We start from the raw sequence: 19,176 nt of genomic DNA, 5'->3' as shown, positions 1-19,176 counted from the left end.
GGGGCGGGCCCGTGGGCCCGCCCCTGTCGGTCGCCCGGGTTCTCAGTGGCCGAAGTCGAACCAGTTCACGTTCACAAAGTCGCTCGGCTGGCCGCTGGTGAAGGTGAGATAGACGTCATGGGTGCCGGTGACCGGCCCGATGTTCGCGGGCACGGTCCGCCAGCTCTGCCAGCCGCCCGTGCCGGCCACCGCGAAGCTGCCGACCGGTGCGTTCGTACGGCTGTCGAGGCGCACCTCGACCAGTCCGCTCACCCCGTTCGCCGCGCCGCTCGCGACCCGGCCGTAGAACTGCGTGGCCGCCGTGGAGCCGAAGTCCACGCCCTTGTAGAGGGCCCAGTCGCCGTTCGCCAGGGAGCCGATGTCCTGGCCGCCGCCGGTGTCCGTGGTGGTCTCGGGGATCACGCCGGACTGGCTGTCGTACGACTCGGCCTGGATCGCGCTGTAGGCGTCCCGGTTGCCGGAGGGCGGCGGTGTGGTACCGCCCCCACCGCCCGAGGACTGGAGCACCTGCACATAGTCGACCACCATCGGGTGGCCGGACTCGGTGCCGCCGTCCGGGCCGCCGCCGAACGCGGCCGGGAAGCCGCCGCCCATCGCCACGTTCAGGATCACGAAGAAGCCGTGGTTGGTGGCGTTCGCCCAGGTCGTCGCGTCGACCTGGTTGGCCCGTACGGTGTGGAAGTTGACGCCGTCGAGGTAGAAGCGGATCTCCTCGGGGCTCGTCGAGCGGTCCCACTCCATCGCGTAGGTGTGGAAGCCCGCCTGGCAGGTCGTGCCGCTGCAGGACGTGGAGTTGCCGATGCCGGACGTCTCGTTGCACGGCCCGCCCGGGTTGGTGCCGCAGTGCATCGTCGCCCAGTCGGTGTTGAGGCCCTGGACGTTCTCCATGACGTCCAGCTCGCCGACGCTCGGCCAGTTCTGGTAGTTCCCGCGGTACGGCGCGCCCAGCATCCAGAAGGCGGGCCAGTAGCCCTTGGCGGCGGCGCCGGTCACATCGGGCATCTGGATCCGGGCCTGGACCCGCAGTTTGCCGCCCGCCGGGGGCTGGAAGTCGGTGCGGTTGGTCTCGATACGGCCCGAGGTCCAGTTGCCGGCGGCGTCACGGCGCGGGGTGATGAGCAGATCGCCGTTGCCGTCGAGCAAGACGTTGTTCGTGCTGGAGGTCATGCTCTCGACCTCGCCGGTGCCCCAGTTGGCGGCGCCGCCCGGGTACGAGGTCCCGGTGTCGTACTGCCAGTTCGCCGTGTTCACGCCGGAGCCGGCCGCGCCGTTGAAGTCGTCGAGGAAGACCTGGGTCCAGCCGGACGGGGGAGTGGGGGCGGAGGCGTTCGCGGGCAGGGTGGCGGCCGTGGCGGCGGCCGCGGCCAGACCCATCGTGCCGAGTACGGCGACCAGGACGCGGCGCAGGGGCCGGCGTCTCGCAGGTGTGCCGGAAGTGTCCTTCATGGGCTGCCTCATTCGTACGGAGTGGGGGTGTGCGGGTGCGCGTGAGAGCAGGGGAGGCGTGCGGACAGTTTTGAGAGCGCTCTCACGCGCCGCGCCGCCAATGTGCTCTCGGTCACTCCGGCCGTCAAGAGGTAAAGCCGAGAAAGTCCTTGAGCGGCACGGGAGTTCAGGCGCCGAAGCGAAGCCGCGCGGTCCGTCGCCCCCGGACGCTCCCCGCCCATCCGCCCGATATGCCCCTGCGTCCGGGCGCTCCGCTGCCGCTGGGTGGATTGACTCTTTGAATCCAAGGGGAGCCGCCTGAGACGCCTGCGAACACGGCCCGCGACTCGGCCTGAATCCACGGCTCCGGCACGGCCGGAAGGGGACAGAGTAGGAGGAGACAGGAAGAGCGGACACTCGCCGGGCGGCCCCGGCCCCGACCATCGCCGGAGGTACTTGTGAACCCAGCCCGTGCGCGGCGCACCGTGGCCATCGTCGGGGCGGGCGCTGCCGGTGCGCTGACCGCCCTCCAGGTGTGCGAGACGGCCACCCGCCGCCGTACCCCGCTCGACCTCGTGCTGATCGATCCGGCACCGGAGGCCGGCCGGGGCGTCGCCTACGCCACCACCGACCCCCGGCACCGGCTCAATGTCCCTGCGGGCGGGATGAGTTGCTACCCGGACGATCCCGGCCACCTCACCCGCTGGCTGTGCCGCCACGGGGAACCCACCGTCACCGCCGCCGACTTCCTGACCCGATACCGCTACGGCGCCTACCTCGCCGACACCCTCGGGCAGGCCGTCGTCCGCGCCCACGGGGTGGTGGCGGTACGGCGGGTGCGGTCGCGCGCGGAGGGCTGCGCGGACACCGCCGGCGGGCGGCTGGACCTCCGGCTCGCGGACGGCGGATGCCTGACGGCCGACAGCGTGGTGCTCGCCACCGGGCCCGCCGCGGGGAACAGCGCCTGGGCCCCGCCCGGACTGCGGACGTCACCGCGGTTCGTCGCCGAGCCCTGGGCGCCGGGCGCGCTCGCCGGGCCGCTCGCCGACACCACCGATGTGCTGCTCGTCGGCACCGGGCTCACCGCGGTCGACCTGGCGCTGACCCTGGACCGCCCGGGCCGGGTGCTCCACGCCGTCTCCCGCAACGGACTGCTGCCCCAGCCGCACGCCCTGAACCCGGCACCGTCCATGCCACGGCCCCCGGGGCTCACCGGTGCGCCCCTGGACCGGCTGCGGCGAGCGGTGTTCCGGCAGGCGAGCCGGGCGGTCCGGCTGCACGGCGACTGGCGCCCCGCCCTGGACGGTCTGCGCCCGTACACGGCCCGGCTGTGGCAGGGCCTCACCCCCGGCGAGCGGGCCGAGTTCCTACGGCGGGACGGGGCGCTGTGGAACACCCATCGGCACCGTATGGCGCCCGCCACGGCGGAGGCGCTGGCCCGGGTGCGGGCCGCCCGGCGGCTGAGCGTGCGCGCCGGCCGGATCGCGGACGCCCGTACCGCCCCCGACGGCACGGTGACCGTCGCCCTCGCCGACGGCCGTACGCTCCGGGTGGGCTGGGTCATCGACTGCACGGGCCCCGGCCACCACCTCGACGACCCCTTGTGGCGTTCGCTCGTCGCCGCCGGGGCCGCCGTTTCCGGGCCCCTCGGCATGGGGGTCGCCACGCACGAGGGCCGGCTCCTCGACGCCGCCGGCCGCATCGACCGGCCGCTGTTCACGCTCGGTGCCCCGCGCCGCGGCGAACTGTGGGAGACCACCGCCGTCCCCGAGATCCGGGCGCAGGCGGCGACGCTGGGGCGGGAGGTGACGGCCCAGCTCGCCCCGCCGGTGCGCCGGAGCCGACGGCGCCCCGTCGACGCACAGGGGCTTCCCCTCTCCACGCACGCCGAGGCGGCCGCCGCCCACCGCACCGGGCTCGACCGGGTGCTCAAGATCAGGTCGGGCGCCGAGGAGGCGTTCCGGCGGGCCGTCGCCCTCGACCCCGGGTTCGCCCTCGGACACGCCGCGCTCGCGCTTCTCGGCCACGAGTGCGGCGCGCAGGTCGACGTGCCCCGGGAACTCGCGGAGGCCCAGCGGTGCGCCAGGGAGCGGGCCGATGAGCGGGAGCGCTCCTTCGTGGAGGTCGTCACCCATCGCGTCCACGGCACCGACGAGGACGGCACCGCGCTGCTCGGCCACCTCGACGCCCACCCGGGCGACGCGCTCGCGCTGGCCGCCGCCGTGCCCACCATCGCCTTCTCCGGGGTCCGCGACCTCGACGACGCCTATGCCCTGCGACTGGTGGAGCGCACCTCACCCGCGTACGACGGCCACTGGTTCCACACCTCGCTGCTGGCCTTTCTGCGCCAGGGGCAGGGCCGCTTCCACGAGGCGGGCGAACTCGCCCACCGGGCCCTGGCCGCCGAGCCCGCGTCCGGGCACGCCGTGCACGCGCTCGCCCATGTCCACTACGAGCGCGGCGCCCATGAGGCGGGCCGCGACTGGCTCGACGGATGGGTGTCGGGGCTGGGGCGTGGCGCGGTCCACCGTGCGCACTTCTCCTGGCACATCGCGCTGCACGAACTGGCGCTGGACGATCCGGCCGCAGTCCGCAGGCGCTGGCTGGCGCAGCTCGCGCCCGGGCGGGTGTCCGGGGTACGGGCGCTCGTCGACTCGGGATCACTGCTGTGGCGGGCACGGCTGAGCGGCAGCTGGCCGGGCGAGGTGCCCGCCGCCGAGGTGCTCGACTCGGTCGCCCGGGACATCGTGGAGCGGCCCGCGACCGCGTTCACCGCGCTGCACGCGGCGGTCGCCCTCGCCGCCGCGGGCGATGTGGCGGCCCTGCGCCGGTTGCGCGACCACGCGGCGGGCGCCGACGCGGTGCAGCGCGAGGTCGTCGTGCCGCTGTGCGAGGCGCTGGCGGCGCTCGTCGAGGAGCGCTTTCAGGAGGCGGCCCGCGGCCTCGCCGCTCTGCTGCCGGCGGTGCGCAAGGTCGGCGGCAGCGCGGCCCAGCGCGAGATCGTCGAGGAGACGCTGCTGTACGCCCTGGTGGCGGCGGGCCGTTGCGACGCCGCCCGCCGTCTACTGGACGGACGTCTGGACCGGAAACCGGCACCCCGGGACCGCCGTCTGCTGGCCGCGCTGCCGGGGTGACCGGACGCGTGTCACCATTGGGGTCTCCGCCACCGTCCCGAGGGGCCCGCGCGTCGCCACGCGCAGGCCCCCATCGCTCACCGCTCGGCGTGAGCCGGCGGTCCGTCAGGAACCCGCGACCTCCACGAACACGGGGTTGGCGTAGAACCACGTGTCGGCCCACGGATCGCCGTCGCCCGGCGTGTGCGGGATCGGCCCGTGCGGGTCGACCGAGGCGCCGAGGTATCCGGCACCGTGGCGCTTGCCGTCGCTGCCGCGCAGCCGGACGTAGAAGGACTCGCTCCCGGCCGTGAGCGGGATGCGCAGGGTGTACGCGCCGCTGCGGCCGCTGACGTCCCTGGTCTCGACGACCTTGGCGTCGGGCGCCTGCCAGGTGTCGCGGTCGGTCACGGGTCCGCGCACGGCGCCCCGGATCACGTCCACATGCGCCAGGCGCGGCAGGATCCCCTGGGGGTTGGGGCGGGAGGCGCTCGTCACGGTCACCTGGAGCGTGAGCTTCTCGCCCTTGCGGACCCGCAGCCGGCCGCCCAGCGTGACGCCGCGCCCGGGGTCGCAGTCCCGCTTCAGCCGTACGTCGAGCCCGTCGAGCAGATGCCCGTGGTCGACCCAGACCCGGCCCGCGCGCAGGCCCGCCATCACCGCCCGGTAGCCGTAGCGGGTCACTCCGACATGGGTGCGGCTGAACTGGCCGGGCCAGAAATCGCTGCCCGGCTGCGGGGTGTCGGTGTTCACCGGGTCGGGCAGTCTGCCGGTGTTGTCGAAGTTCTGGCCCGGCAGCCAGTCCCCGTTCTTCCAGGTGTCGAAGACCACGCGGTGGGCGTCGGAGTTGCTGGTGATCGAGAAGAGCCTGCCCTCGGAGAGCAGCGCGTCCCACAGTCCGCCGACGGTCGCCGTCGCCCAGTCGAAGCCGCCGTAGGTCACATAGGCGTCCGCCGGGTATCCGGACCACGACTGCGCGGAGGGTTTGTTCTCGTACTCGCCACGGATCGAGGTGGTGGAGGAGCGCCGGCCGGGGATCGCCGCGCCCTGGGCGCCGGGCGCGCCCTCCATACCGATCATGATCTCGGGCGCGGCGTCCCGCCAGCCGCGGATCTCGCGCGGGGAGTCGATGCCGAGCCGCAGCGGATGGTTGGCGAGGACCAGCACGTCGTCCACGTATCCGGAGCGGCGCTGCTCGGCCAGCCACTGGATCGCCTTCACGGCGTGGGCCTCGTTGCGCGCGGTGTCCGCGGCCCCGGCGGACCCCTCTGTGTAGCCCAGCAGCTTGCCGTCGTAAGCCAGCTCGAACCGGGTGAGCAGACCGACCTCGTGCGGGCCGGGGGCCGCGAACACGGTGGCGTGCTCGGCGGCCGGAATGTACCACTCCAGGCCCTGGAAGATCAGCTGGCGCGGGTTCTCGGCGCGTGCCGCGAGAATCTCCTGGTGCTCCATCAGGGCGCCGTACGAGGCGTGCCCGAAGTTGGAGTGCTCGTTGAACACCATCCAGTCCAGGCCGTACCGGGCGCCGGCCCGGGCCAGTTGGGAGAACGTGTACTTCGCGTCGTGGCTGTAGACGGAGTGCACATGGTGGTCGCCGACCAGATAGGCGAGACGGGGGTCCTCGCCGCCGAGGTACCGGTCGTGCGCCGCCGCGGGCGTGGCGAGGGAGCCGACGGCGAACGCGGCGCCGAAGAGCCCGGCGCTGCGCAGCAGGCCGCGGCGGGACAGGCCCTGGGCGTCCAGGCGGTCGGGGGAGACGGAAGGGTCGGCCCAGGCGGGCAGTTGCTGCTCGGTCATGGGGTGGGGGGCCTTCGGCTCAGTGGTTCATAAAGGAGGTGACGGGCAGCGCGCGGGCGACGATCCGGACGTCGCCGAGCCGGCCGTGCAGGATCTGGTCGATCTTCCCCGCGTACTCGTAGCCGCCCAGGAGCCACGGCAGTCCGACCGAGGTCAGACCGACGGCGGCGGCCTTCGGGTTACGGGCCACCGGGCAGCCCTCGACGTACAGCGTGGTGTGCCGGCCGTCGTTGACCACGGCCACGTGCCACCACTTCTCCCGCGCCGTCTCGTCGCCCCAGTTGGTGGCGATGCCTTCCTGGTTGAGCGGGCGCACCGCCCACTGCGGTCCGGGGCCGTCGGACAGCGACAGCGTGGCCAGCGGCTCGTCGGGGTCGTCGGCGGTCTTGCCCGCGGCGCCGCCCGTGCCGGTGCGGCTGACGAGCCCGGACCAGGCGTGGTGCGCCGGGTCCCAGTCCGCGGGGAGCCGGTAGAAGGCCTCGATGGTGTAACCCGAGGCGAACGTCGCGGAGTTGAGCGGAGCCCCGTCGACCGTACGCAGATACGCGCCCGTCAGCGGTGACTTGTAGCCCCGGAACTCCAGGCTGCCGTGGCCGGGCTGGTCGGGGTGGTGGTCCGACGACCAGATCAGCGAGCCGCCGTTCACCGTGACCAGGGTGAGGTCGTTGCCGCGCCCGGACAGATCGCGGACCGTGCCGCCGACGGCGGACCCGTCCTCGTGCCCGTCGAAGCGCCAGTACGCCACCGTGCCGGGGACGGTCATCCTCGACGCCGGCCGCGACGGACGCGGCGGCACCGGGGCGAAGCCCGCGAACCGCTCCTCGAAGTCGACGACGACCGAGAACCGGTCGGCGTCACCGCTCAGCTCCATCTCCTCCCGCTCCAGCCGGTTCAGGCCCTTGGCGGCCCGGCCGAGGATCCACGGGGAGACGGTCTCCACGTCGATGACGTTCCGGTCGAGGTCGAAGTGGTAGAGGCGGATCATCGCCGCGCCGCCGAAGTAGCGGTTCTGATAGTTCGTCAGGTGCAGCTGGACGTCGTGACCCGCCGCGTTCTTGCGGGTGGCGCGGCCGGCAGGCCAGTAGTGCCCGTTCAGGGTCAGGAAGATCTGGTCGTGGTCCCGGATCAGCTGTTCCCACAGCTCCTGGCCGTACGAGGACAGCGTGTCGTCCTCGACGACCAGCTCGTGCGTGGTGAGGATCACCGGTGTCCTCGGGTGCCGGGCGATGACGTCCTTCGCCCAGGCGTACCCGTGCTCCGACAGCCGCCAGTCCAGGGCCAGCACCAGCCACTCCCGCCCGGCGGCCCGGAACACATGGAAGGTGTTGTAGCCGTCGGGGGACGCGCCCCCGAAGGTGGAGTGGCTCCGGAAGCGGTCCGGACCGAAGGTGTCGAGGTACGGCGTCGGGCCGCGCTGGTCGTCGGTCGACGACCGCACATCGTGGTTGCCCGCGAGGACGCTGTAGCCGACGCCCAGCCGGTCGAGCAGCCGGAACGCCTCACCGATCGCCGCGAACTCCTCCTTGGCGCCGTTCTGCGTGAGGTCGCCGAGGTGGGACAGGAACACGATGTTCTCGTCCCGGCCGTGCTCCAGGAGGTAGCGGAGCGAGGCCTCGACGGGCGCCGGGTCGATGCTCGGCCCGTCGAAGAGGTACTGGGTGTCCGGCATCACCGCGAGCGTGAAGCGGCGGCTGTCCGGATCGGGCCGCCACCCCACGGCGCTCGCCGGAGCCGCCTGGGCGACCGCCGGCAGGGCGACACCGGTGCCGGCCGCCGCGCCCAGCAGCGCGGTGGCGCGCAGGAAGGTGCGCCGGCCGGCCCCGGCCTGGGGGGCTTCCTGGGCAGGGGTCTGCCCCGGCTCGTGCGAAGTGCACACATCTACTCCGTGGGATCCATGAGGGGCGGTGGGTCAGTGCGTGCGCAGGGTCCAGCTCCAGTGATGGACACCCGGCGGGATCAGATACGAGGCAGAGGTGTCGGGGCCGCACGAGGCGGTGCCGAGGCCCCGATGGGCGGCGTCGATGTGCACCACGCACCCGGGACGCGCCACCACTTCGTCGTGGTGCCCGGCGGCGGTCAGGTCCTCGGCGCGGTGGCGGGTGACCGAGATCTGGCGGGGCTCGTCCAGACGGACCGAGAGACCGGTGGCGTCCGGCGCCCAGAGCGTGAAGTGCCGTACGCCGTGCCGGCCGCCGCTCTCCTGGGGACGCAGGTAAGGGGTGAACAGCTCGTCCACGGGGGCGGAGTGATGTCCCACGGGTGCTCCCGCGGCGCGGTCCGGGTAGCTCTCCCAGGGGCCCTGTCCGTACCACTCCAGCAGATCCGGCCCCGGGACCGTCTCGAAGACCGAGCCGACCCGCGCCACGTCGAGGAGCTCCGGGGGCAGTGCGGCGGTCTCCTGCACCCGGATGCCGCCCTCGACGGCGGTGAACACCTGCTCGTGCCGGACGGCACCGGCCTCGCAGGCGTACGCGGACACCACGGTCACCGGACCGTCACCCCGGCGCACCTCCACCACCGTGCGGACCAGCCGGTCGAGCCCCCAGGCCCGCCAGCGTCCGGCCGTCCCGCCCAGTTCGTCGTTGTCGGTGGGCGCCCGCCACAGGGTGAGCGTGGGGGCGGCGGCCAGGAGCGGATGGACCAGCAGGCCGTCCTCGTCGATCCCGACGGACCGGCCCGGGACCGGGACGGGCGACTCGGCCGAGGGCCCGCGCAGCCGCACCTGCGGCACGCACACCTCGGTGCCCCGTGGTGCCCACGGCTCGTCGTCGGCCGTGCGCACCCGCAGGGTCAGCCAGGCCTCGCCGCCCTTCCGCGGAAGCCTGAACGGCAGTCGTACGGCCGTCGACTCGCCCGGGGCGAGAGAGGGCAGCTCGGCCGGGGCCGTGAGCGTGGGGCCGTCGGCGAGCGACAGCTCCCATTCGGCTCTCAGCCAGTCCAGGCCCCGGAAGTGCTGGTGGTTGCGGAGGACGACGCCCTCGTGCCGGAAGCACTCCAGCCGGAGCGGCACCGCGATCTCCCGGTGCTCGTACATCGCCGGTTTGGGCGTGCGGTCGGGAAAGACGACACCGTCCGCGCAGAAGGCGCCGTCGTTCGGGAGGTCCCCGAAGTCACCGCCGTACGCCCAGCGGTGGCCGGGCGCGGCGACACCGTTGTCATACAGCCCGGCACCAGCGCGCCCGGCGGGTCTTCCGTCGCTCACGCGCTGGAGAATGCCGTGGTCCCAGAACTCCCAGATGAAGCCGCCCTGAAGGCCCGGGGTGGACTCGATGGCAGCCCAGTGGTCGGCGAGCGTGCCGTTGCTGTTGCCCATGGCGTGCCCGTATTCGCACTGGATCAGTGGTTTGGTCTGTTCTCCGGACAGGGCGTGCGCGACGCAGTCCTCGATCGGCGCGTACATCGGGCAGGCGATGTCGGAGGCGACCGCGGGATCCGCCCAGCCCCGTTTGGCGGCGCCCTCGTACTGAAGCGGCCGGGTGGGATCGTGGCGGCGCAGCCAGCCCGCCGCCGCGTCGTGGTTCGCCCCGTAGTCGGACTCGTTGCCGAGCGGCCAGATCACGACCGAGGGGTCCGCCCAGTCCCGTGAGGACCAGGTCGTAGAAGAGCAGCCCGGTCAGCAGCACATCCGGCCGGTCGTCGTCCACACGCACGTCCTCTCGCCAGAACGGTCCCTCATCAGAACTGTTCAAATTCGGTGCACGGAATCGTGCGCCGCTCCCCGAGATTGGTCAATAGTCGTGCAGAACTGAGCATAGAAATGATTGAAGATGACGAGTACTGTTCATGGCGTGCTGGCAGAACGACGACATCAACTCATCCTGCGGGCCCTGCGCTCCGGTGGTCCCGCGGCCGTGACCGACCTGTCCGAGCAACTGGGCGTGAGCGCCGCCACGATCCGACGTGATCTGGTCAAACTGGAGGAGGACGGCCTGCTCACCCGGGTGCACGGCGGTGCCGTCGCCGACGAGGGCGACCAGCCCTTCGCCGAGGTCGCCGAGGTGCGCGTGTCCGAGAAGGACGCGATAGCGGCGCGCGCGGCGGCGATGGTCACGGACGGCCAGTCGGTGCTGCTGGACATCGGCACCACCGCCTACCGGCTGGCCCGGCAGCTGCACGGACGCCGGCTGACCGTGATCACCAGCAATCTGGTGGTCTACGAGGAACTGGCCGACGACGAGGGCATCGAACTGGTGCTGCTGGGCGGCATGGTGCGCCGTGAGTACCGCTCCCTGGTCGGCTTCCTCACCGAGGACAACCTGCGCCAGCTGCACGCCGACTGGCTGTTCCTCGGCACCAGCGGGGTGCGGCCGGGCGGGCAGGTGATGGACACCACGGTCGTCGAGGTGCCGGTCAAGCGGGCCATGATCAAGGCCGCCGACAAGGTCGTCCTGCTCGCCGACGCGGCGAAGTTCCCGGGGACGGGCATGGCACGGGTCTGCGGGCCCGAGGACCTGGACGTGGTGGTGACGAACGCGGCGGTCGACCCGGCGACCCGGTCCTCCCTGGAGGAAGCGGGCGTCGAGGTGGCCGTGGCAGGAGAGGCGGAGACGTGAGGCTGACGATTCTGGGCGGCGGCGGGTTCCGGGTGCCGCTCGTGTACGGGGCGCTGCTCGGGGACCGCGCCGAGGGCCGGGTCACCCGTGTGGTGCTGCACGATCTGGACGCCGGCCGGCTGTCCGCGGTGACCCGGGTGCTGGCCGAACAGGCCGCGGGCGTCCCGGACGCGCCCGAGGTGACCGCCACGACCGATCTCGACGAGGCGCTGCGCGGCGCCGACTTCGTCTTCTCCGCGATCCGCGTCGGCGGCCTGGAGGGACGTGCGAACGACGAGCGGGTGGCGCTCGCGGAGGGCGTCCTCGGCCAGGAGACGGTCGGCGCGGGCGGCATCGCCTACGGTCTGCGGACCGTGCCCGTCGCCGTCGACATCGCGCGGCGGGTGGCCCGGCTCGCCCCCGAGGCCTGGGTCATCAACTTCACCAACCCGGCGGGCCTGGTCACCGAGGCCATGTCCCGTCACCTCGGCGACCGCGTCATCGGCATCTGCGACTCACCGGTCGGTCTCGGCCGCCGTATCGCCCGTGTGCTCGGCGTCGCGAACCCGCGCGAGACCTTCATCGACTACGTCGGCCTCAACCACCTCGGCTGGGTGCGCGGTCTGCGCGTCGCGGGCCGGGACGAACTGCCGAGGCTGTTCGCCGACCCCGGACTGCTCGGCTCGTTCGAGGAGGGCAAGCTGTTCGGCACCGACTGGCTGCGGTCCCTGGGCGCGATCCCGAACGAGTATCTGCACTACTACTACTTCAACCGCGAGGCCGTCCGCGCCTACCGCGAGGCCGAGAAGACCCGCGGCGCCTTCCTGCGCGACCAGCAGGCCGGGTTCTACGAGGAGATGAAGCGCCCGGACGCCGCGGCCCTGGCGACCTGGGACCGCACCCGGGCCGAGCGCGAGGCCACGTACATGGCCGAGAACCGGGAGACCGCGGGCGCGGGCGAACGCGAGGCCGACGACCTCTCCGGCGGCTACGAGAAGGTGGCGCTCGCCCTGATGCGGGGCATCGCCCGCGACGAGCGCACCACCCTGATCCTGAACGTGCGCAACCGCGGCACCCTGTCGGTGCTGGACCCCGACGCGGTCATCGAGGTCCCCTGCCTGGTGGACACCAACGGCGCACACCCCCTCGCGGCCGACCCGCTGCCCGGCCACGCCACCGGCCTGGTCTGCTCGGTCAAGGCGGTCGAGCGCGAGGTGCTGTCGGCGGCCGAGACCGGCTCCCGCGCGACGGCGGTGAAGGCGTTCGCACTCCACCCGCTCGTCGACTCCGTCAATGTCGCCCGGCGGCTCGTCGACGGCTACACCGCCGTCCACCCCGGCCTCGGCTACCTCAAGTAATCCCGTCAGGAGACCTGCTGATGCACGACGAACGCCGCCGCATCGAGGAACGTGTCGAGCGCCTCCACAACCAGCGCATCAAGCCCGTGATCCACGCCGCCGCGGTGCCCCTGGAGGTGGAGGCCTGGCAGGCCCCGGGGGAGCCGGTGCGGTTCGCGGAGGCCGCCGGGGCCTCGTACGAGCCCTTCGCGAAGGGCACCCCCTGGGGGCCGCCCTGGGGCACCACCTGGTTCCGGATGCGCGGGCAGGTGCCCGCCGGGTGGGCCGGGCGGCGGGTCGAGGCCGTCATCGACCTCGGCTTCGTCGGCGACTGGCCCGGCAACCAGGCGGAGGGCCTGGTGCACCTGGCCGACGGGACCGCTGAAGGCGGTGAACCCGCTCAACCAGTACGTGCCGATCGCCAACCCGGCGGCGGGCGGCGAAGAGATCCACTACCTGGTCGAGGCGGCCTCCAACCCGGACATCCTCGCCGACGGCTTCGCGGGCCCGACCCCGCTCGGCGACGTCCTCACGGCGGGCGACCAGCCGCTCTACACCTTCCGGCGCGCCGACATCGCCGTCCTGGACGAGGACGTGTGGCATCTCGACCTGGACCTCCAGGTACTGCGCGAACTCATGGTGGAGCTCGGCGAGCACGACCCGCGCCGGCACGAGATCACCCACGCCCTCGACCGGGCGATGGACCTCCTGGACCTCGACGACATCTCCGGCTCGGCGGCCGCCGTCCGCGCGGCGCTGAAGCCGGTCCTGTCCCGGCCCGCGGGCCCACACCTGCGGGTGGTTGTCGCGCACCCACGCGTACTGCTGGGCCTGCGAGCAGGCGAAGACGAACTCCTCGTACTCGTCAGCGAGCGATCAACGACTCGACGTACGGCCACGACGTCTCCCGCACCGTGCGCGAGGACGGGGGGACGACGACCACGGTCCGCCTCAGCCTGGTGCGCGCCCCGCGCGTCCCCGACCCGGGAGCCGACCAGGGCAGCCACCGCTTCACCTATGCGCTGCTGCCGGGCGCGAGCATCGAGGACGCGGTCGCCGAGGGCTACGCGCTCAATCTGCCGCTGCGCGTGGCGGACTCCGCGGGCGCGCCGGACCCCGTGGTGTCGGTGGACGGCGAAGGCCTGACCGTGGAGGCGGTGAAGCTCGCCGACGACGGGTCCGGAGATGTCGTGGTGCGGTTGTACGAGTCCCGGGGCGGTCGCGCGGCGGGTGTGCTGCGCACGGGCTTCGCACTCGCCGGAGCCCAGGTCACCGACCTGCTGGAACGCCCGCTCGAGACCGCGGACACCGCAGGAGGCGCGGTCCCCGTCGCGCTGCGCCCCTTCCAGATCCTGACACTGCGCCTGCGGCGTGCCGAGGAGAGCTGAGCGTGCCCGTACAACCCTGGTTCAACGACGCCAAGTTGGGGATCTTCGTCCACTGGGGCGTGTACGCCGTCGACGGCGTCCAGGAGTCCTGGTCGTTCTACGACGACATCGTCCCCTACGACCGCTACATGTCCCAGCTCGACCGCTTCACGGCCGCACGCTACGACCCCCGTGCGTGGGCGGCGCTGTTCGCCCGAGCGGGCGCCCGCTACGCCGTGCTCACCAGCCGGCACCACGACGGCGTCGCCCTGCTCGGCTCGGTGCGCCGGGTCACCGTGCTCGGCAGTGGCACCGAACTGGCCCACCGGGTCACCGGCGGACTGCACGAGACCCCGGGGGTGCTGTGGATCGAGCCGCCGTCCGCGGCGGACCTCGACCCGCACGCCACCGTGCTCGCCGTGGAACTGGACGGGGAACTGGAGCTGTACCGGGGGTCGGGCCGCTTCTGAGCCGAGAAGGGGTGGGGATGACCGGCGCCGCGGTCACCCCCACCCCGTGTGCTCAGCCGGTGAACCCGGCGGTGATGGAGGTGAACTGCCAGTTGCTCTGGTCGATACCGGAGCAGTTGCTCACCACGCCGCCGCCCGCGCACGGCCGGTCGCGGTTGACCGCCCAGTAGGCGAGCCGCGCGATGTGGTGGGAGTTCGCCCAGTCGCGGATCTGGGTCCAGATCGCGGGGGTGGTGTTCTCCTGCTGGTCGGACAGGCCGTTCATACCGGAGATGCCCATGTGCGCGTAGGCCGTCTCGTCGTCCCAGCCGAAGGTCGACTTCAGCTTGGCCTTCAGTCCCTCGGCCGCGTTCACCGTGTTGCCGTACATGTCCGAGCCGCCGCCGAAGTCGAACGGCATGATGGTGAAGACGTCGACGTTCGTGCCGAGCGACTGGGCCTGCTCGATCAGCCGGTTGCCGTAGTAGGTCGGGCCGGTGGTCGAGGTGCCGAAGGTGACGATGGTCCTCAGGCCGGGGTTGTTGGCCTTGACCGTCTTCAGGGCGGTCAGGATCTTCGCCTGCACGGCCTCGTTCTCGAACTCGTCCGAGTTCTCGATGTCCATGTCGATCGCCTTCAGGGAGTAGGCGTCGATCACCTTCTGCAGGGCTCCGGCGAGCGCGCTCGCGGAGGAGCAGTTGGCTCCGAGCTTGCTGCCCGACCAGCCGCCGAAGGACGGCACGATGTCACCGCCTGCGGCGCGGATCTGGTTGATGGCGGTCTGGTCGGCGCCACCGGTCAGCGGGCGGCTGCCGTCCCAGGCGGGGGTGCAGCCACCGGAGTCGAGCACGAACGCCATCGTGAACCACTTGATGCCGGTCGCGCTCATCACCGTGCCCGGGTTCGGCGGGTCGCCCCAGCCCTCGTAGAGGTACGGCGCCGCCTGCTTGAAGCCGGTGCCGCCGCCGCTGCCCGCGTCCGTGGTGACCGACACGGAGTTGGAGGCCGCGGAGGTGTTCCCGGCCGCGTCCCGTGCCTTCACGGTGAAGGTGTACCCGGTGCTGGGCGACAGACCGCTGACCGTGGCGGACGTACCGGAGACGCTCAGCACCTGGCTGGAGCCGCGGTAGATGTCGTACGCGGTCACACCGACGTTGTCCGTCGAGGCGTTCCACTGCAGCGACACGCTGGAGGAGGTCTTGCCGGTGGAGGTCAGGCCGGTGGGCGCGGTCGGTGCCTGGGTGTCGGAGCCGCCACCGCCGCCACCGGGTCCGTCCAGGCTGATGTCGTCGGCGTAGTACGTGCCCTGCGCGTACCAGCCGTGGACATAGATCGTGGCGCTGGTCTGCGAGGCGCCGGTGGTGAAGGAGACGGACAGCTGGCTGTAGGCCGACGGGGACGTGGTCCAGGTCGAGGCGCCGCCGTCCACACCGAGGAAGACATAGCTGCCGCGGACCCAGCCGCTGAGGCTGTACGTCGTGTTCGGCTGGACCGACACGGTCTGGCTGCACTGTGCGTCGTCGCTCGAACTGGCGGCTCCGGCGAGGGCCTTGGAGCCGCCGTGCACGGGACTGGAGACGACCGAGCCGAGATTGCCGGTGCAGGACCAGGGGGAGAGGCCCGACTCGAAGCCGGGGTTCGACAGGATGTTGGCCGCCTGGGCGGTCCCGGGGAGGGCGACCGCCCCGCCCAGCGCCAGGGCGGCGGAGCCGATGAGAGCGAAGAGGGCACGTCTGGGACGTCTGAGGAGTGTGCGCACGCGATCTCCCTGAAGGCGATGGGGGGTTCGGGAGTGCAGGGCAGTGCAGTAGAGTGCGCAACCAAGTTGGTATGGACCAATCCAGGTGTCAAGAGTTCGGGGGAGGATTGGTCCAGTCCGGTGGGGTGACCCATCGCAGTAGAGCATGGGTCGGCCCGGGCCGAACCTGCCGAAGAGCGGGAACGGCCCGACGTACTCCTGGCCCGTCGTATTCCTAAAGGGGCAGGGCCTGTGCCGTGCCGACCTCGACCGGGGCGACCGGCACGGCGGGCAGCACCGGGGCCTGCTCCACCTCGCCCGCCCGCTGCTCCGGCAGCGAGAGCGAGCGGAGCGGACGGGGGCCCGACACCACCGCGTAGTCCGTGCCCAGGAACGGCGGCACGACCTGGCCCGGGTCCTCGCCGAGCGCCAACTGCACGGCCGCCCAAGGGGCGTTGACGCCGCACAGCGACAGCTGGTGCAGCCCGCCCGCCGGGCGCGTGTTGACGTCCAGCAGCACCGCCTCCTCCCCGAACATCCGGAACTGGATGTTGGACAGGTAGTGCAGCCCGAAACCCTCCGCGAGCCGCGTGGCCGGCTCCACCCACCGCTTGTCCAGCGTGAAGCCCCGGCGGCGCCCGTTCTTGGTGCGGGCCACCGCCATACGGATCAGGTTGTCGGGTCCGGTCAGGCAGTCCACCGACACCTCCGGCTCCGCCAGCCGCGGCATCACCAGCCAGTCGACGGGCTCCTCGGCCTCACGCACCGCTCGGACGACCAGGTCCAGCGGCACATAGGGGCCCGGGAACCCGTTCAGATGTGCCATCGAGAACGGGGCGCGCGTGATGACGCGGAAGCCCGCCCCGCCCGCGCCTGCGGCCGGCTTGAAGCACGCCTTGTGACCGTAGGCCTCCAACTCCTCCACCGCGCTGAGGAGTTCGTCCTCGTTCGTGACCCGCCGCCACGGCGGCACCGGAATCCCGATGGACTGCACGGCCTGATACGCCGTCGCCTTGTCATGGAAGACCGCCACCGCCTCGGCTGTCGGCGCCAGGAGCGCCGTACCGGCCGCCTCGAACTCGGCGCGGTGCGCGACGATCGCCTCCTGGTGCAGCCGCGGTACGAACACGTCGATGCCGCGCCGCACGCACTGGTCGAGGGCGTACTCCACATACCCGGCCGGGGACAGCCCCTCCGGCTCCAGTTCGGCGGTGTCCGCCGCGGCCAGGACGGGCGAGTCGGGGTCGCCGTGCGTGGCATGGATGTCGACGGCGCGGTCGCTGGGATTTCTCCGCAGCTGTTCCATGAAGAACACGTTCTCCGCGTACGTGCGGTTGAGCCAGACGCGTACGCGAGAGACCATGCAGGCCACCTTTCAGGGTGCGCGGGCAGGGCGGAGCAGGCCGTGCCCGGCCATGGGAGGGGGAGGTACACTGCACCGCCGTACGCGTGAAAGCGTCCGTGGCGGAGGTGTTGGGGCGATCATAGGGCCTCCCGGACACTCTCCGTGCCACGCGCAGGTTACGGATTCCTGCCTGTTTTCCGGCCATGTGGAAACAGGCTGTTCGAGGGATGCGGGCCGGAGGGAGCAGCCCGCTTCCGGGGGCTGTGGGCCGGGCGTGACGGAGGCCTCCGGACCTGTGGGTAGAGGGATTCCAGGCGTTTTCCGGGAGGCACCGGCATCCTCCGCGGGTCGCTCTTGTCCCTCGGAGGCCCGATGTGGTCTTGTGTTCCTATTCGGTTCTCGAAAGGGGCGAGGGTGGAGTCGACGGACGGCCGTGGACAGCTGCTCGCCATCAGCGACCTGCACATCGGGTACCCGGAGAACCGCGCCCTCGTCGAGCGCATGCGCCCCACCTCGGACGAGGACTGGCTCCTTGTCGCGGGTGACGTGGCCGAGACCGTCGCCGACATCCGCTGGGCCCTGGAACTGCTGGCCGGCCGCTTCCGCAAGGTGCTCTGGTCGCCGGGCAACCACGAACTGTGGACCCACCAGAGGGACCCCGTCACCCTGCGCGGCGTCGAGCGCTACGACCATCTGGTCGCCATGTGCCGGGAGCTGGGCGTGACCACCCCCGAGGACCCCTACCCGGTCTGGGAGGGGCCGGGCGGTCCGGTGGCCGTCGCACCGCTCTTCCTGCTCTACGACTACTCGTTCCTGCCGCAGGGCTGCACGACCAAGGAGCAGGGGCTCGAGTACGCCCACGGCACCGGGATCGTGTGCACCGACGAGTATCTGCTGCACCCCGACCCCTACCCGAGCCGCGAGGCCTGGTGCCGGGCCAGGGTGGCCGAGACCGAGCGCAGACTGGAGGAGATCCCCGACGATCTTCCCACCGTGCTGATGAACCACTACCCGCTGGACCGGCACCCCACGAACATCCTGCGCCACCCCGAGTTCGCCATGTGGTGCGGGACCCGGCTGACCGCCGACTGGCACCGCCGTTTCCGGGTCGCCTGCATGGTCTACGGTCATCTGCACATTCCGCGCACCACGCATCACGAGGGCGTGCGCTTCGAAGAGGTGTCGGTGGGCTATCCCCGAGAATGGCGTCCGCGCGCGACACCGCCAGGGCGGCTGCGCCGTATTCTGCCGATGGAGGTCCCAGCAGGTGATCGAGGAGCTGCTCCCGGGTTCGATCGCGGTCGTGGAGGCATACGGACGTGACGCGCTCGGCGACGGCGTCCTCCTCTATCCGGAGGAGGAGGCGGTCGTGGCGCGGGCCGTCGAGAAGCGGCAGCGGGAGTTCCGGGCTGCGCGGGGCTGTGCGCGGCAGGCCATGGAGAAGCTCGGCGTCCCGCCGGGGCCCATCCTGCCCGGCGAGCGGGGCGCACCGCGCTGGCCGGACGGGCTGATCGGCAGCATGACCCACTGCGAGGGGTACTGCGCCGCCGCGCTGGTGCACGCCGGCGAGCTGGTCTCGGTCGGCATCGACGCGGAACCGCACGACCGGCTGCCCGAGGGCGTCCTGGAGGCGGTCGCGCTGCCCACCGAGGAGACCCGGCTGCGGGCCCTTGCCCGCAGCCACCCCTCCGTCCACTGGGATCGGCTGCTGTTCAGCGCCAAGGAGTCCGTCTACAAGGCGTGGTTCCCCCTGACCGGAAAGTGGCTGGATTTCCAGCAGGCCGACATAGAGATCGACCCGGCTCCCGAGCCCGGCGCCCCCGGCCGTTTCCGGGCGCGGCTGCTGGTCCCGGGACCGGTGGTCGACAACCACCGCATCGAGATCTTCGACGGGCGCTGGACGGCGGGGCGGGGCTTTGCCGCGACGGCCATCGCCGTACCCCGCCCCCGGAGCGGCGAGCGCTCCTGAGCGACGGAAGGGCTAGAAGACTCATGAAGATCTTGCTGAGGGGCTGCCCGGCCGTGGGCCGGGTGGCCCCTCGGTCTATGCGGTGGCTGGGTTGATCGTCCATG

Annotated in this window: 11 protein-coding genes and 3 pseudogenes; 8 read left to right on the top strand and 6 right to left on the bottom strand. The window is 72.2% G+C overall.

Annotation, left to right across the window (positions count from 1 at the left end; genetic code table 11):
• Positions 1-42: 42 nt before the first annotated feature.
• Positions 43-1,446, bottom strand: a complete 1,404-nt coding sequence (locus ACFYX0_RS23230; RefSeq protein WP_388972786.1) for a glycoside hydrolase family 16 protein — start codon at positions 1,444-1,446, stop codon at positions 43-45.
• A 437-nt stretch (positions 1,447-1,883) separates the two neighbouring features.
• Between ACFYX0_RS23230 and ACFYX0_RS23225 the strand changes: the two genes are divergently transcribed.
• The gene (locus ACFYX0_RS23225; RefSeq protein ID WP_388972784.1) at positions 1,884-4,559 is read left to right on the top strand and encodes an FAD/NAD(P)-binding protein; all 2,676 of its coding nucleotides are present in this window, start codon (positions 1,884-1,886) and stop codon (positions 4,557-4,559) included.
• Between the two features lie 105 nt (positions 4,560-4,664).
• Here ACFYX0_RS23225 and ACFYX0_RS23220 read toward each other — a convergent pair whose 3' ends face one another.
• The 3 genes and pseudogenes from ACFYX0_RS23220 to ACFYX0_RS23210 all read right to left on the bottom strand — a co-directional run.
• On the bottom strand, positions 4,665-6,335 hold the full coding sequence (locus tag ACFYX0_RS23220) for a histidinol-phosphatase (protein ID WP_388972782.1): 1,671 nt from the start codon (positions 6,333-6,335) through the stop codon (positions 4,665-4,667).
• Between the two features lie 19 nt (positions 6,336-6,354).
• Positions 6,355-8,211: a LamG-like jellyroll fold domain-containing protein gene (locus ACFYX0_RS23215; RefSeq protein ID WP_388972780.1), complete on the bottom strand. Its 1,857-nt coding sequence runs from the start codon at positions 8,209-8,211 to the stop codon at positions 6,355-6,357.
• Between the two features lie 33 nt (positions 8,212-8,244).
• Positions 8,245-9,918: pseudogene (locus tag ACFYX0_RS23210) on the bottom strand (glycoside hydrolase family 2 TIM barrel-domain containing protein); the annotation flags it as partial.
• Positions 9,919-10,123: 205 nt separating this feature from the next.
• Here ACFYX0_RS23210 and ACFYX0_RS23205 point away from each other — a divergent pair.
• From ACFYX0_RS23205 to ACFYX0_RS23185, 5 genes and pseudogenes are all read left to right on the top strand, one after another.
• Entirely contained in the window at positions 10,124-10,888 is a 765-nt protein-coding gene (locus tag ACFYX0_RS23205; RefSeq protein ID WP_388972778.1) for a DeoR/GlpR family DNA-binding transcription regulator, read from the top strand.
• Positions 10,885-12,225 carry a 6-phospho-beta-glucosidase gene (locus ACFYX0_RS23200; protein WP_388972776.1) on the top strand — a complete coding sequence of 447 codons (1,341 nt, stop codon included), beginning with the start codon at positions 10,885-10,887 and terminating at the stop codon, positions 12,223-12,225. The genes ACFYX0_RS23205 and ACFYX0_RS23200 overlap by 4 nt, the downstream gene beginning before the upstream one ends.
• Before the next feature lie 77 nt (positions 12,226-12,302).
• Positions 12,303-12,987, top strand: a pseudogene (locus ACFYX0_RS23195) (alpha-mannosidase); the annotation flags it as partial.
• A gap of 92 nt (positions 12,988-13,079) precedes the next feature.
• Positions 13,080-13,592, top strand: a pseudogene (locus ACFYX0_RS23190) (glycosyl hydrolase-related protein); the annotation flags it as partial.
• Positions 13,593-13,594: 2 nt separating this feature from the next.
• Complete coding sequence (locus ACFYX0_RS23185) at positions 13,595-14,041, top strand: alpha-L-fucosidase (protein WP_388972774.1); 447 nt, start codon at positions 13,595-13,597, stop codon at positions 14,039-14,041.
• 52 nt (positions 14,042-14,093) lie between these two features.
• Here the strand turns inward: ACFYX0_RS23185 and ACFYX0_RS23180 are convergent, their stop codons facing one another.
• Positions 14,094-15,779 carry a carbohydrate binding domain-containing protein gene (locus tag ACFYX0_RS23180; RefSeq protein ID WP_388972772.1) on the bottom strand — a complete coding sequence of 562 codons (1,686 nt, stop codon included), beginning with the start codon at positions 15,777-15,779 and terminating at the stop codon, positions 14,094-14,096.
• 214 nt (positions 15,780-15,993) lie between these two features.
• Positions 15,994-17,121 carry an ATP-grasp domain-containing protein gene (locus ACFYX0_RS23175; protein WP_388972770.1) on the bottom strand — a complete coding sequence of 376 codons (1,128 nt, stop codon included), beginning with the start codon at positions 17,119-17,121 and terminating at the stop codon, positions 15,994-15,996.
• A gap of 396 nt (positions 17,122-17,517) precedes the next feature.
• Here ACFYX0_RS23175 and ACFYX0_RS23170 point away from each other — a divergent pair, with 396 nt between their 5' ends.
• Positions 17,518-18,426 carry a metallophosphoesterase family protein gene (locus tag ACFYX0_RS23170; RefSeq protein ID WP_388972768.1) on the top strand — a complete coding sequence of 303 codons (909 nt, stop codon included), beginning with the start codon at positions 17,518-17,520 and terminating at the stop codon, positions 18,424-18,426.
• On the top strand, positions 18,371-19,072 hold the full coding sequence (locus tag ACFYX0_RS23165) for a 4'-phosphopantetheinyl transferase superfamily protein (RefSeq protein ID WP_355910949.1): 702 nt from the start codon (positions 18,371-18,373) through the stop codon (positions 19,070-19,072). Before ACFYX0_RS23170 ends, ACFYX0_RS23165 begins: the two co-directional genes overlap by 56 nt.
• The last annotated feature ends 104 nt before the right edge of the window (positions 19,073-19,176 follow it).

Source organism: Streptomyces sp. NPDC002573, from assembly GCF_042889625.1.
Taxonomy (GTDB): domain Bacteria; phylum Actinomycetota; class Actinomycetes; order Streptomycetales; family Streptomycetaceae; genus Streptomyces; species Streptomyces gibsoniae.
This window is presented reverse-complemented; position numbering and strand designations above follow the sequence as displayed.

What these genes read in the sequence shown, in the direction of transcription:
- ACFYX0_RS23175 (WP_388972770.1), bottom strand. Translation starts at nt 17,121, where the DNA reads ATGGTCTCTCGCGTACGCGTCTGGCTCAACCGCACGTACGCGGAGAAC.
- ACFYX0_RS23220 (WP_388972782.1), bottom strand. Translation starts at nt 6,335, where the DNA reads ATGACCGAGCAGCAACTGCCCGCCTGGGCCGACCCTTCCGTCTCCCCC.
- ACFYX0_RS23230 (WP_388972786.1), bottom strand. Translation starts at nt 1,446, where the DNA reads ATGAAGGACACTTCCGGCACACCTGCGAGACGCCGGCCCCTGCGCCGC.